Origin of the sequence: Rhodococcus sp. MEB032 (genome assembly GCF_030208925.1) — a bacterium.
Classification (GTDB): domain Bacteria; phylum Actinomycetota; class Actinomycetes; order Mycobacteriales; family Mycobacteriaceae; genus Rhodococcus_F; species Rhodococcus_F qingshengii.
On record NZ_JARVSY010000007.1, the window covers coordinates 373650 to 387785 of the forward strand.

Genomic DNA, 14136 nt, shown 5'->3' on the forward strand with positions numbered 1-14136 from the left:
GATGTATGGCCGGTAAGCTCCGGGCGCGTTTGACCAGGTCGGAAGCATTGACCGATCAGCCTGACTTCGCCCTTGTCGGGGTGCTGCGCATTCCCCAGCTACAGACAAGTCCGGCGCGGGCCATCTACAAGCGAGTTCTCATCGCGTTGGGTGCTCTCGGCGCCGCCGTGTTGATCGTGTACATCGATCGTGCGGGATACCGGGACGCACAGGACAACGAGCTGTCGCTGCTCGACTGCATTTACTATGCGACGGTTTCGCTCTCGACCACCGGCTACGGCGATATCACTCCGTTCACGCCGTCGGCGCGCCTGGTCAACGTCCTGTTGATCACGCCACTTCGGATCTTCTTCTTGATCGTGTTGGTCGGAACCACACTTTCAGCTCTGACCGAGAGTTCGCGTCAGGCGTTCAAAATTCAGCGTTGGAGGCAGCACGTGCGTAATCACACCGTCGTCGTCGGATACGGGACCAAGGGGCGGACGGCAATCGAAGCAATGCTCGGTGACGGTGTACCGGCGTCGGAGATCGTGGTCGTGGACACCGATCAGACCGTCCTCGATTCGGCGGCGAGCAAAGGCCTGGTGACGGTATTCGGTTCGGCGACGAAATCGGACGTACTTCGGTTGGCAGGTGCGCAGAATGCGTCGTCGATCATCGTGGCAACCAACCGTGACGACACCGCAGTGCTCGTGACGCTGACAGCCCGCGAAATCGCGCCGAAAGCCAAGATCGCCGCAGCCATCCGTGAAGCCGACAACGCGCATCTTCTGCGTCAGTCCGGCGCAGACTCCGTCGTCGTGTCCTCGGAGACGGCGGGTCGACTCCTCGGCATCGCGACCACGACGCCGACCGTCGTGGAGATGATCGAAGACCTGCTGACTCCGGAGGCCGGATTCGCGATTGCCGAGCGTGCCGTCGAGCGCGACGAGGTCGGCGGCTCTCCGCGTCATCTCTCCGACATCGTGCTCGGGGTCGTTCGCGACGGCCGTCTGGTTCGCGTCGGTTCGCCCGAGGTGGACGCCGTCGAGGAGAACGATCGACTGCTCTACATTCGCCGCGTCACGAACTGAGTGTTACCGAGCTTCGTGCGCGCAGTAATGTCGTGAGCGTGAACGACTTCCAGCTGACCGAAACGCCTCTGCTCTCACGCTCGAGCGTCGGCCGCGCCGAGGAATTGCGGTCTGACGCCGCTGCACTGACGACGGGTTGGGCGGACGCACTGCTCCTCCGTGTGAATTCACGGGGTCAGGTCAAGGTGTCGCCGGAAGGTCAATTGGTCTTCGCCGAGGCAACCGAGTTGGGGCCCGAACCGGTGCGCGGCGCGGTGTTCCTGGGAATTCGGGAGAATCGCCACGTCTGGGCGGTGCGGGTGTCGCTGCTGGCGGGCACTTTGTCTGAATTGCGGATGCTCGGCGGAACACTCGACGACGCGGACGCCGGCTTGTTGACCGGTGCGGTCGCGATTCTCAACTGGCACGACAGTGCCGGATTCAGCGCTATCGACGGCGCACCGAGTGAACCCACGATGTCCGGCTGGTCACGCATTTCCACGTCCACCGGCCACGAGGAGTTTCCCCGAACGGATCCGGCGGTCATCTGCCTGGTGCACGACGGCGGCGATCGAGTTCTACTCGCGCGTCAGCCGACCTGGCCGCAGCGCCGTTTCTCGATTCTCGCGGGATTCGTCGAGGCCGGGGAGTCACTCGAAACGTGTGTTGTCCGCGAGATCAAGGAAGAAGTCGGTATCGACGTGCACAGCGTTCGATACCTCGGGAGCCAGCCCTGGCCGTTCCCTCGCTCGGTGATGTTGGGCTTCGCCGCAATCGGCGACCCCGCCGCTCCGCTGCTGTTCGCGGACGGCGAGATCGCCGAGGGCACCTGGTTCACGAAGGACGAGGTGCGCGCCGCTCTCGAACTCGGCGACTGGGGTTCGGAAGCGGACGCGCCACTGCTGCTGCCCGGGTCGATCTCCATCGCTCGCGGAATGCTCGAGAGCTGGGTCAAGTAGCAGCCGGAGGAGGTCTACAGACCCAGAGCCTGCTTGACCTGGTTGAGCGACGGGTTGGTCGCAACGCTGCCGTCGCCGTACTTCACGGTCGGAACGACGTGATTGCCACCGTTGACGCTGCCGACGAAATCGGCTGCTGCCGGATCGTTCTCGATGTCGATCTCGGTGTACTCGATCCCCGACGCGTTGAGCTGCGTCTTGAGGCGACGGCAGTAGCCGCACCACGTGGTCGAGTAGATGGTCAGGGCAGGCGCATTTTCGGTAGAAGTCACGGCCGATATAACACCACGACCGAGAGCGTTGTTCCGTATCGGCCCGTGTTCTCTTGCCCACATACCGTCGGGCGCGGCGAATGGAGTGTCGGAACGTCCTGCCATGATGGTCCCCATGCCTGCGGACACCGGACTGGATCCAGAACAATCGGCCGCCGTGCTCGCGCCACGCGGCCCGGTATGTGTCCTCGCGGGCGCTGGAACAGGCAAAACCCGCACCATCACGCGCCGGATCGCTCATCTGGTTGCCGACGGTCACGTGTCGGCCGGTCAGGTGCTTGCCGTGACGTTCACCGCTCGTGCGGCCGGGGAAATGCGTGGACGTCTCCGTGAGCTGGGCGTCGGCGGGAGTGGGCCGCAGGTGCAGGCTCGAACTTTTCACGCTGCTGCTCTCCGTCAACTGAAGTACTTCTGGCCGCAGGTTGTCGGCGACACGCCGTGGCGTCTGCTGGACCGAAAGTTCGCGGTTGTCAGCAGTGCCGCAGCCCGGGTGGGATTGTCCACCAGCACGGAAAGCGTCCGCGACCTCGCCAGTGAAATCGAGTGGTCGAAGGCGTCGCTGATCGCGCCGGAGGATTACCCACGCGCGATCGCCAAGATTCGCCGTGAGGCACCGGTCGATGCCACCAAGGTGGCCCAGGTGTATGCCGCATACGAAGAGCTGAAAGCACGCGGCCAGGACGGCATGCTGCTTGATTTCGACGATCTCCTACTGCACACGGCGGCAGCTCTCGAAGAGCATTCGACAGTCGCCGACGAGTTCCGCGAGCGGTATCGCTGCTTCGTCGTGGACGAGTATCAGGACGTCACCCCACTTCAGCAGCGTGTGCTCGACGCCTGGCTGGGCGACCGAGACGATCTGACCGTGGTGGGCGATGCGAATCAGACCATCTACTCCTTCACCGGAGCCACCCCCAACTATCTGTTGGACTTCTCCCGGAAATTCCCCGAAGCGACCGTCGTTCGGCTCGAACGGGATTACCGCTCCACCCCTGAGGTCGTGTCGTTGGCGAACCGCGTGATCGGTGCCGCGCGCGGGCGGATCGCCGGGACGCGTCTGCAGCTGATCGGGCAACGCGCTCCGGGGCCTGAGCCGGAGTTCATGGAGTTCGACGACGAGCCGGCCGAAGCACTCGGCGTTGCGCGGGCGATCAAACGGCTGATCGCGGCAGGCACCCCTGCGGCCGAGATCGCTGTTCTGTACCGGATCAATGCTCAGTCGGAGGCGCACGAGCAGGCCCTGACGAAGCTGGGCATTCCGTTCCAGGTGCGCGGTGGAGAGGGCTTCTTCACTCGCACCGAGGTACGTCAGGCGGTGGCAGCGCTGCGTCAGGCTGCTGGACGCGACGACCTCCCCGAAGGTGCAGACAACGGCGAAGCGCTGGTCTCACTCGTCCGCGCTGTGCTCGCGCCGCTCGGCCTGACCAACGACGAGCCTTCGGGTACTCAGGCACGCGAGCGCTGGGCGTCGCTCTCGGCTCTCGTGGCGCTCACCGAAGAACAACTTGTCCACGAACCTGAACTGACGCTCACCGGGCTTCTACAGGAGCTCACGGCCCGAGCCGAGGCGCGGCACCCACCGACCGTGCAAGGTGTGACGCTGGCCTCCCTCCACGCGGCCAAGGGGCTCGAATGGGATGCGGTGTTCCTGGTCGGCCTCAACGACGGCACCCTGCCTATCCAACACGTTCTCGGCGACGCCAATTCGGGCGCCGACGACGTCGCGGTGGAGGAGGAGCGTCGGCTTCTCTACGTGGGGGTTACTCGCGCCCGCGAGCATCTGCAGCTGTCGTGGGCATTGGCCCGCAATGAGGGTGGACGCAAGTCCCGTCGCCGGTCGAGATTTCTCAACGGACTAATCCCGGAGGACTCGCCGGCCTCGCGCGTCGCCGCGCCGTCGTCGGGAAACAAGAAGCGTCCGCGCTGCCGCGTATGCGGCAAACCGTTGATCGGGACGTCGGCGACCATGCTCGGGCGCTGCGAAAAATGCCCGTCCAATGTCGACCTGGAATTGCTCGAGCACCTCAAGGCCTGGCGTCTGGACAAGTCCAGAGAACTCAAAGTTCCGGCCTATGTCGTCTTCAGTGACAACACACTGATGGCTATTGCCGAACAACGACCACAAGATAATCGTGGACTGGTTTCGATCCCTGGAATCGGGCCGAAGAAACTCGACAACTTCGGGGAAGACGTACTAGCTGTCATTCGCGGTGAACTGCGAGCGGCAACACTCGATATCTGACAACACATCCGAATCGACAACGGTGAGTTACATAACCGCAGGTCAAAAATAGGTTGTGCAGATTCGGCAGATTCTCTACTCTGGTTTTCAGTGTTACGGGGCAACCTGTGCGCAGAAACTATCCGGACCGACACGAAATGGAGGTGGCAAAAAAATGACGAACTTGATCTCTTACGAAGCGTGCGCAAGCGCAAAGTTCGCTGTTGCCGCCCCCATGCTGCCGCGTGCAGCGGGATGGGCGCAGCATGCGCTCCGCCTGCGCCCTCAAGCAGCAGCAAAGAAAGCAGCTGTCGAGTCCGTGTTCTTAAGCCATCGAGGTATTTCTCGGTAGGACACATCCGTTCACTTACGGCCACGGACCCGCAGCCCCTGCGGACCGTGGCCTTTGTGTTGGATAGCCCTCTTCATCTGGTTTCCGACTCGGCTCAGGTTCGCACCCATCGAACCCATATCGTGCGACACAGTTTCGCATCCGAGCACTAGGAGACCGAGTTGTCTGCCCAGACAATCCGCGTGGAATCCGAAAACTCCACCACTGCAGTAACTTCCACCGACGTCACTTCGGCTGCAGTCACGTTCATCGAGGTCGCGTCCACCCGCCGCGACCTGCCGTGCCGGGCATCCAACCCCGATCTCTGGTTCGCCGAAGCTCCGGCCGAACTCGAGCAGGCCAAGGCACTGTGCGCGCAGTGCCCCATCCGTTCCCGTTGTCTCAGTGCGGCTCTCGACCGCGCCGAGCCATGGGGGGTGTGGGGCGGCGAGATCCTCGATCAGGGGGCCGTCATAGCGCGCAAGAGACCGAGAGGGCGCCCACGCAAGCAACTTGTGTGCGCGTGAGAGCCCTATTCGGCGGAGCCGGTGTCTTAGTCGGCGGAGCCGGTGTCATCCAGAACCGGCTCCGCGAACCCTGGCAACCAACGAGTCAGGATTTCCATGTACGGGGCATATGCGTCCAACTGGGCGCATATGCCGACCGAACCGAGAAGAACACGGAAGATCATCAAATACTCGGCCGGAAGGTTGAGTGCACGGGCCGTTCGGAACTGCGCACTGTTGAAGTCAGTGGCGGTTCCGGCGGCCTTTTGCAGCCATGCCCGAGTGAAGTGAAATGACTCGGTCTGGATCGGGTCGGTGAAGGGTCGCAGGTAATCCGCGATCTCCTTGTCGGTCACCGTGCGTCCGGGGATCACGAAACCGTTGGCGCGCAACAACTCCGTCAACTCGTCGAATTGTTCCTCGACAGCCAAGCGCACCATCGTGCCGAGAACCCGTGGCAGTCCGTTCGGGAACGGCGCAGCAGCACCGAAGTCGATGACGCCGAGTCGGCCGTCCTCGAGAAGCATGAAATTGCCGGGGTGCGGGTCACAGTGGAGCAATCCGACACGGGCCGGAGACGCGAAGTGGAATTCGGCGAGTAGTGCACCGGCCGCATTGCGCTGCTCCGGCGTTCCACTCTCGATGATTCTGGTCAACGGGGTTGCCGTCATCCATTCGGTCACGACCACTTTCGGCGCGCTCGCCACGACGTGCGGGATCACGAATTGGGGATCTCCGTCGAACTCGTTGGCAAAAGCTCGCTGATTGTTCGCCTCGATCCGATAGTCGAGTTCTTCCTCCGTGCGCGCGGTGAACTCCTCGATCACGGGCCGTACGTCGACACCGGGCATGACCGAACCGAAGAGACCGGCAAATCTGCCCAGGGTCTTGAGATCGGCGCGTAGAGCTTCGTCGGCGCCGGGGTACTGAACTTTCACGGCTACGTCGCGGCCGTCCGCCCAGACGGCTCGGTGAACCTGCCCGATGCTTGCCGACGCGGTCGGTTCATCGTCGAACGACTGGAATCGGTCGCGCCACTTGGTTCCGAGTTGCTGGTCGAGCATCTTGTGTACTTGCTTGGTCGGCAGCGGCGGGGCGGCGGCCTGGAGCTTGTTCAGCGACTCGCGGTACGGCTCGGCGAATTCCTCCGGAATTGCCGCCTCCATGACGCTGAGCGCTTGGCCCAGCTTCATCGCGCCGCCCTTGAGTTCGCCCAGCACCGCGAACAGTTGCTCGGCCGCCTTCGCGCTCAACTGCGCGTCGATCTCGCCTTTGTCGCCGCCGGCGAGCTTGCGTCCGAAGCCCATGGCGGCGCGACCGGCCATCCCCAGGGGGATGCTCGCGAGTTTGGCAGTACGGGCAGAACTCTTGCGCGGGATCTCGGACACCACACCATCATGTCTGACTGGGGCGTCCTTTGCCCGAAACAGGTGCCAGGTATTGGCAACTGCAGGATATTTGCCGAGGCCAGCGCCTGGTTGTGATCCGATACGGACGGAGCGCGATCTCGAGCGTCGACGACAGACTGGCCGCATGCGTCGCCGCTGTCTCGGATAATGCGGAGTCGATCTCGGCCAGGGCCAGCGCGACACTTGCATGGATCATCGCCGATTCCGCGTGGCCGGCGCTGCCGAGTAGCTGCGCGGACAGATGAAGCCAATGAGGGTCGAGTTCGGATCGGAGGATGTCTGCGCACCGCAGGCAACTCGACTGACCAGGCAGGACAAGAGGACCGACCACACCGTTGCCGTCGCGGATGCGGACGGAAAGGTGGGGGAGTCCACAGCGAACGAGATCGCTGACCAGACGAGGATCAGTCACGACGTCGTCGCTCAGGACCACCAGTTGTTCGTTCCACGTGCGCACGACGTCGGTGTTGCGATACCCGCGCGAGCGACGCGTGCTGACCCCGCCGGTGACCAGTGCGCGCTCGATGGCGTCAGAGAGCGGACCGACACCGTGAATCCGGACCGTCGCGGTGCTTCTGCGGCCAGTGTGGACGAAACCGGAATCGGCGAGTTGCTCGAGCAACTCCTCCGTCACCGACGTGGGAATCCCGCGCCTCGACGCTTCCCAGAGGATGTTTGCGCGGGATCTCGAGCCGTCCATTTTGCGCAGGATCGACTTCACCGCGCGATCGTCGACCCCGACAGGCAGAATCAGCACGACGGCACGTCCGGGGGTCCATCCCAGCTGCAGTCGACCGTCCGGGCGGGACAGAACAGCAATCCGCGGGTCCCATCGGGGTCCCGCGGATCGCTGTGAAGTGCTGTCTTGTCTGGTGTCGTCGTGCGTGTGACCGGTCATCATTCGATGCTGGCACGACGGGCCCTCGGCGAGTCCACGTCAGCGGCAGTTATCCACAGGCCGTCATCGCGGCTGATCTGCGAAAATGTGTCGAGAAGAGATTACTTCTCTTCGTCGTCCTCGCGGGTCTTGTCCATCGCTTCCTCGGCCGCGCGCTCTTTTGCCACGACGGCTTCGAGCTGGGCTATCGGGTCGTCGAAATTACCGGCTTCGCCGGCGCCGAGGACACGGGCGACAAATCCGTCCGGTGCGTCGAGATCGCTCGAATCGGGCATCAGGTCGGGATGCGACCAGACGCCGTCGCGAACGTCCATACCGGCTTCCGCAGTGAGCTTCTGCCACAAACCGGCCGCTTCACGGACCTTGCGAGGACGAAGTTCGAGTCCGACCAGCGTCGCAAAGGTCTGTTCGGCGGGGCCGCCGGTAGCGCGGCGACGCCGCAACGTCTCACTCATCGCGGCAACACCAGGCAGTCGCTCGCCGAGTGCGGCGGTGACGACCGTCTCCACCCAACCCTCGACCAGCGCAAGCAGAGTCTCGAGACGTTCGAGAGCGGCTTTCTGCTCCGGTGTGTTCTGCGGCTCGAACGTGCCCTGCTGCATCAGCGCTTCGAGCTTGCTCGGATCGGTGAGAGCGGATGGATCGAGGTCCTTGGCGAATTCTTCCATCGCCGAGAAGTCCATGGTGATTCCGCGGGCGTATTCCTCCACTGTCGCGAGAACACGCTGGCGCAGCCACGGAACGTGACTGTAAAGGCGCTGATGAGCGGCTTCCCGCGCGGCGAGGAAGACCAGAACTTCCTGATGCGGCTGTTCGAGACCCTCACTGAAAGCCTGAACCGCAGCCGGGAGAAGGGCCGCGGTGCCTTCGGGGCCGAGGGGCAGGCCGATGTCAGTGGAGGAGAGCACCTCGGTGGACAGTTGGCCGAGTGCCTGGCCCAATTGCGAGCCGAACGCGAGTCCGCCCATCTGGCCGAGCATGCCCAGCATCGGGCCAGCCATCTGCTGTGCTTCGGCCGGAAGACCCTGGACCCACATGCCCGCTACCTTCTCGGCCACCGGATCACAGAGTCGCTTCCACGTGTCGATCGTGTTGTCGAGCCAGTCGTTCGGAGTCCACGCAAGAGTGCGGCTCGCTCCGGCAGGGAGCGTTGTCGCGGCGTCCAGCCACATCTCGGCCAGGTGCGCGGCGTCGGCGATCGCCTTGACGTTGCCCTCGGTGATCGGTGTGACCGATCCGATCTGTTGGCGTGCCAGCTTCTTGGCGATGTCGTAGTTGACCGGGCCGGACGTACCGCCCTGGCCCATCGACGAGCCCATTCCGCTCAGCATCTGCCCGAACTGGGTGAGCATCTGGCCGAGCTGAGCCGGATCGAATCCCTCACCGCCCGCGCCGAACCCGAACGGCATGTCACCACCCCCGAACGGATTGCCACCCGCCGCGTTCTTGTCGCGATCGGGATCGTCGTCGGAGTTGGAGAAGCCGAACGGCATATTGCTCATACCTCAACGGTACAAGGCTCGAGCGGTCGGAGTCGCCCTCCGAGTCACGCTGACGGCGAACACGCACGGCGCTCAGGCGGTGCGATCGGTGCTCCGGAGCCTTCGCGCTTTACTCTGGATCAGGTGAATCGACGGATAGTGACGCTCTTGGCCGCACTCGCACCCATCGTCGTGTTGGGAGTCGTCGGAACAATGGTCACTGTTCCTTATGTCGCACTCGGTCCTGGCCCCACCTTCAACACGCTCGGCGACGTCGACGGTAAGCCCGTCGTGGACATCCAGGGGACCGAGGTCGATCCCACCGACGGCAACCTCAACATGACAACGGTGTCGGTTCGCGACGGCCTCAACATCTTCGAAGCGTTCGGACTGTGGGCGAGTGGCAGCAACGGACTCGTCCCTCGCTCGGAGATCTATCCACCCGAGAAGTCGAAGGAAGAGATTCAGCAGGCCAACACCGCCGACTTCCAGCAGTCCGAGGACAGTGCCGAGTTGGCGGCACTGCACTTTCTCGGCAAGCCGGTGTCACTGACTGTTTCGAAGGTGACCCCGGACGGTCCCGCTGCGGGTGCCCTGCAAGAAGGCGACGTCCTGGTCAAGATCGGCGACACTCCGGTAACCACCATCACCGGCGTTCAGGACACGGTCGGTGCGATCGCGCCCGGCACCGCGATCGACGTCACCGTCCTACGTGAGGGTGTGGAGACCGTGGTGCCGGTCACCGTCGGGGCGCGGCCCAACAAACCCGAATCGGGTTACCTCGGCGTCACACCCAACGAGGTCCCGGACGTTCCCTTCACCGTGCAGTTCAATCTCGCCGACATCGGCGGTCCTTCTGCCGGACTGATGTTCACACTGGCCTTGGTCGACAAGCTGACTCCGGGGGAGCTCAACGGTGGAAAGTTCGTGGCCGGAACGGGCACCATCGACTCCGACGGCGAGGTCGGTCCGATCGGCGGCATCAGGTACAAGTTGATCGCCGCGTCCGAAGCCGGTGCTGAGACCTTCCTCGTGCCGGCCCAGAACTGTGACGAGGCGAAACAGAATGCGCCGGACGGGCTTCGACTCGTCAAGGTCGACAACCTGCCCGGCGCAGTGGACTCACTCGAGAGCCTCAACACGGGTGGCGACGCACCCCGCTGCTGAAAGCTGCCTGGCCGCCGACGACTCTGTCAGTCTTCTTCGACCTCGTCGAGCGTCGCGTACAGGGCGTGCACGAGGTGAGGTGCAAGACCGTCGTAGGTGAGCAGTTCCAAGTCACCGTACGGATCCGCATCCTCGTCGGGACGCATCTGTAGGAGCGACAGCGAGGGACCGTCACGGAGCACGCCGACGAACAGTCGAGCCTCGCGTCGATCGGGATGCGCGTCGGCCGTCAGTCGAGCGACTTCGTCCGCCGCGTGCTGATCGGTCAACACCGGCGCCGTGGCGTGGTCGAGATCCGATTCCGCCTCGGGCGGCAGGACGACGATCTCCTGCACCAGGATGCAACCCTGCACGGACTCGGGCCAATGCGTCGTTGCCAGGAACTCGTCGAGTGCCCGTGAACCGCCGATGATGTCCTCGGGAAGCGATTCCTGTTCGATAGGTGTGTATTCGGCGCCCTCGGCGAGTTGGTCGAGCAGTCCGGGTTCGGCCGCGGCGAGCATTTCGGTGGGTACCAACGCGTACAGCTTCGGCGGCTGATCCCAGCCTTCGGCGTCGATGTGGTCGACAACTTCATGAACGCACCGGGCGAGGGCACTCGGTGATCTGCTCATATTCTCTTCACTCACGCGTTCATCCTCCCACCTTCTGTCCGGCTCCCCGCTCTCCGTGTTGTCAACCCGTGACCGTTGTTACGTAGAGTGGTCGGAAACGGCCAAGTCCACTCGGGCGTGGCCGCAGTGATCGATGCAATCGGTTGCGACGCCACGGCGTCGCCAAATCTTGGAGCGTGGCACGTGGGCATGCGGCCCCCCGCAGGTTTACCCTCTCTGTCCAGACGCAGTCGAATCTTGTTGGTGGTGGCTGTCGTAGTGGCGGCCTTGCTGCTCGTGGGGCCGCGACTGATCGGCATGTACACGGACTGGTTGTGGTTCGGCGAAGTCGGCTTCCGCGGTGTCTTCACCAAGGTTCTGTTGACGCGATTCGTGCTCTTCCTGGTCGTCGGAATTGTCGTCGGAGCCATCGTGTGGCTCGCGATGCTTCTCGCGTACCGCGCACGCCCGGTGTTCGTCCCGGTCTCCGGACCTAATGATCCGATCGCGCGCTACCGCACCACCGTCATGTCGCGTCTTCGTCTTTTCGGCGTGATCATTCCGGTAGCGATCGGCATCCTGTCCGGTCTCATCGCACAGGCCAACTGGGTCACTATCCAGTTGTTCCTTAACGGCCAGGCTTTCGGGATCACCGATCCGCAGTTCAACATGGACGTCAGCTTCTACACGTTCGATCTGCCGTTCTACCGTTTTGTTCTCAACTGGTTGTTCGTCTCGATCCTGCTGGCTTTCGTGGCAAATCTGATCACCCACTACGTTTTCGGTGGAATCAAATTGGCCGGACGAGCGGGGACGTTCACTACCGCCGCTCGTGTGCAGTTGGCTGTTCTGGCGGGCACTTTCGTGCTGTTGAAGGCCGTCGCATACTGGCTCGATCGCTACTCGTTGCTTTCGAGCGGCCGTAAAGAGCCGACGTTCACCGGCCCGGGGTACACGGACATCATGGCTGTGCTCCCGGCAAAGCTGATATTGATGTCCATCGCGATCATCTGTGCTTTGGCTTTCTTCGCTGCGATCTTCACCCGCGACCTTCGTATCCCGGCTATGGCCGTTGCTCTGTTGGTTCTCTCGTCCGTGCTCGTAGGCGCAGTCTGGCCGATGATCGTCGAGCAGTTCTCCGTCAAGCCCAACGCGGCGGACAAGGAGAGTACGTACATCGAGCGAAACATCGCGGCCACCAGGCAGGCCTACGGAATCACGGACGACAAGGTCACATATCAGCCTTATTCGGGTGACGGCGACGCAATTCCGCGCGAAGTGCCGGCAGACGTCACCACTATTGCCAATGCTCGTCTCCTCGATCCGAACATTCTGTCGCCCACTTTCACCCAGCAGCAACAGCGTCAGAACTTCTACGGGTTCCCGCCCTCGCTCGACATCGATCGCTACGACATCGACGGTGAGATGCGCGACTACATCGTGGCGGCGCGTGAGATCTCACCGAACAACCTGCAGGGAAACCAGACGGACTGGATCAACAAGCACACGGTCTACACCCACGGCGACGGCTTGGTGGCCGCTCCGGCGAACAAGATCACTGCGCCGGTCCTGGACCCGACGAAGGACAACGCGAACAACAACAATGCGGGCTACCCGATCTACACGGTCAGCGACATCGCCTCGCAGGACGCGGGAACACAGGTCATCAAGGTCGATCAACCGCGCATCTACTACGGCGAGGTCATCGGTCAAGGCGCTGACGACTACGCAATCGTCGGTGGTGCCGGTGGTTCGGAAGCTCGCGAATACGACACGGAGCAGACCAAGTACACCTACACCGGTTCCGGCGGCGTCTCCATCGGAAACTGGGTCAATCGCTTGGCTTTCGCGGCGAAGTACACGGAGAGGAACATTCTCTTCTCGGGTGCCGTCGGTTCGGATTCCAAGATCATCTACAACCGTGATCCTCGCGATCGCGTCGGTCAGGTTGCTCCGTGGTTGACCACTGACGGAGATGCGTACCCGGCCGCAGTCGACGGCAAGATCGTCTGGATCGTCGATGCGTACACCACGCTGGAGAACTACCCGTACGCACAGCGCAGTTCGCTGGACGGACTGGTCGCGGACAGTGTGGATGCAACGACCGGTCGTTTGTTGCCGAAGAAGGAAGTCTCGTACATCCGCAACTCGGTCAAGGCAACCGTCGATGCCTACGACGGCACCGTGACGCTCTATCAGGTCGACGACAACGACCCGGTACTCAATGCGTGGAAGGGTGTGTTCCCGGACACGGTCAAGCCGCAGAGTGATATCTCGGACGATCTGCGGGCACACTTCCGCTATCCCGAAGACCTGTTCAAGGTTCAGCGGGAAATGTTGGCGAAGTACCACGTCGACAATCCGACCGAGTTCTTCACCAACAACGCTTTCTGGTCGGTGCCCAACGAGCCGACGGTGGAGAATTCGAAGGAAAATGAACCGCCGTACTACGTGATGGTGGGGGACCAGGAAACCGGCGCGCCGTCGTTCCGGCTCACAAGTCCGATGGTGGGATTCCAGCGAGACTTCCTGTCGGCTTACATCACCGTGAATTCGGATCCGAAGGACTACGGCAAGATCACTGTTCTGCAGTTGCCCGTCAACAAACAGACGCAGGGTCCGTCACAGTCGCAGAACTCGATGATCTCGGATGCTCGCGTGGGCTCGGAGAAGGCACTGCTGGAGAGAACCAACACGATCCGATACGGCAACCAGTTGGCCTTGCCGATCGCAGAGGGTGGAATTCTCTACGTCGAGCCCATGTATACCGAGCGAAGTAACACAACGACTTCGTTCCCGCAGCTTTCCCGAGTTCTGGTGAGTTACCAGGAGTCTGCGAAGGCTGGCAGCAGGGTTCGTGTCGGTTACGCATCCACGTTGGCCGAGGCGCTCGATCAGGTCTTCGACAATGGTGGAGCCGCGGGTGCTGCCACCGCACCGGGTGGAACTGCCACGACGGAACCGCCGGCGGGAACCGGGACCACCCCCGCGCCGACGGCGCCGACGACGCCTACAGGTCCGGCATCATCGGAAGATGTGTCGAAGGCTCTGGCAGAGGTCAACGCTGCCATGGATGCATTGAAGTCTGCGCAACAGACTGGTGACTTCAGTGGTTACGGAGCCGCGCTGGATCGCCTGCAGAAGGCGGTTGACGCTTACCAGGCGCTGCCGCCCAGTTAGTCGACCTCGTTCGTGAGTCACAGAAGGCCCGCCATCCGATCGGATGGCGGGCCTTCTTGTGTTCTCA

11 protein-coding genes are annotated in these 14136 nt (G+C 62.7%); 6 read left to right on the forward strand and 5 right to left on the reverse strand.

What is annotated here, in order from left to right; translation table 11 throughout:
* The first annotated feature begins 5 nt into the window (after window positions 1-5).
* Both QRN54_RS08610 and nudC read left to right on the forward strand, forming a co-directional pair.
* Window positions 6-1073: a potassium channel family protein gene (locus tag QRN54_RS08610; RefSeq protein WP_003942296.1), complete on the forward strand. Its 1068-nt coding sequence runs from the start codon at window positions 6-8 to the stop codon at window positions 1071-1073.
* Between the two features lie 38 nt (window positions 1074-1111).
* Entirely contained in the window at window positions 1112-2011 is a 900-nt protein-coding gene (gene nudC, locus QRN54_RS08615; protein WP_007731249.1) for an NAD(+) diphosphatase, read from the forward strand.
* A gap of 14 nt (window positions 2012-2025) precedes the next feature.
* Here the strand turns inward: nudC and QRN54_RS08620 are convergent, their stop codons facing one another.
* The gene (locus tag QRN54_RS08620) at window positions 2026-2283 is read right to left on the reverse strand and encodes a mycoredoxin (protein WP_003942350.1); all 258 of its coding nucleotides are present in this window, start codon (window positions 2281-2283) and stop codon (window positions 2026-2028) included.
* Window positions 2284-2386: 103 nt separating this feature from the next.
* On the opposite strand from QRN54_RS08620, the gene QRN54_RS08625 reads away from it, so the two are divergent.
* Together QRN54_RS08625 and QRN54_RS08630 are read left to right on the forward strand one after the other, a co-directional pair.
* Window positions 2387-4525 (forward strand): ATP-dependent DNA helicase UvrD2, encoded by a 2139-nt coding sequence (locus QRN54_RS08625; RefSeq protein WP_081557676.1) that lies wholly within the window; start codon window positions 2387-2389, stop codon window positions 4523-4525.
* Between the two features lie 513 nt (window positions 4526-5038).
* Window positions 5039-5362 carry a WhiB family transcriptional regulator gene (locus QRN54_RS08630; RefSeq protein WP_003942321.1) on the forward strand — a complete coding sequence of 108 codons (324 nt, stop codon included), beginning with the start codon at window positions 5039-5041 and terminating at the stop codon, window positions 5360-5362.
* A 26-nt stretch (window positions 5363-5388) separates the two neighbouring features.
* Here QRN54_RS08630 and QRN54_RS08635 read toward each other — a convergent pair whose 3' ends face one another.
* The 3 genes from QRN54_RS08635 to QRN54_RS08645 all read right to left on the reverse strand — a co-directional run bounded on the left by QRN54_RS08635 (window position 5389) and on the right by QRN54_RS08645 (window position 9150).
* A complete protein-coding gene (locus QRN54_RS08635; RefSeq protein WP_192712539.1) occupies window positions 5389-6732 on the reverse strand; it encodes an ABC1 kinase family protein in 1344 nt (447 codons plus the stop codon).
* Window positions 6733-6736: 4 nt separating this feature from the next.
* Window positions 6737-7651, reverse strand: coding sequence for a hypothetical protein (locus tag QRN54_RS08640; RefSeq protein ID WP_350318870.1), 915 nt, complete (start codon window positions 7649-7651; stop codon window positions 6737-6739).
* Between the two features lie 98 nt (window positions 7652-7749).
* Window positions 7750-9150 carry a zinc-dependent metalloprotease gene (locus QRN54_RS08645; RefSeq protein ID WP_003942352.1) on the reverse strand — a complete coding sequence of 467 codons (1401 nt, stop codon included), beginning with the start codon at window positions 9148-9150 and terminating at the stop codon, window positions 7750-7752.
* Between the two features lie 123 nt (window positions 9151-9273).
* Here QRN54_RS08645 and QRN54_RS08650 point away from each other — a divergent pair, with 123 nt between their 5' ends.
* Window positions 9274-10296 carry a YlbL family protein gene (locus QRN54_RS08650; protein WP_058226487.1) on the forward strand — a complete coding sequence of 341 codons (1023 nt, stop codon included), beginning with the start codon at window positions 9274-9276 and terminating at the stop codon, window positions 10294-10296.
* Between the two features lie 26 nt (window positions 10297-10322).
* On the opposite strand, the gene QRN54_RS08655 is transcribed toward QRN54_RS08650, so the two are convergent.
* Window positions 10323-10925: a PPA1309 family protein gene (locus tag QRN54_RS08655; RefSeq protein ID WP_003942343.1), complete on the reverse strand. Its 603-nt coding sequence runs from the start codon at window positions 10923-10925 to the stop codon at window positions 10323-10325.
* Between the two features lie 168 nt (window positions 10926-11093).
* On the opposite strand from QRN54_RS08655, the gene QRN54_RS08660 reads away from it, so the two are divergent.
* Entirely contained in the window at window positions 11094-14069 is a 2976-nt protein-coding gene (locus tag QRN54_RS08660) for a UPF0182 family protein (RefSeq protein ID WP_030534991.1), read from the forward strand.
* The last annotated feature ends 67 nt before the right edge of the window (window positions 14070-14136 follow it).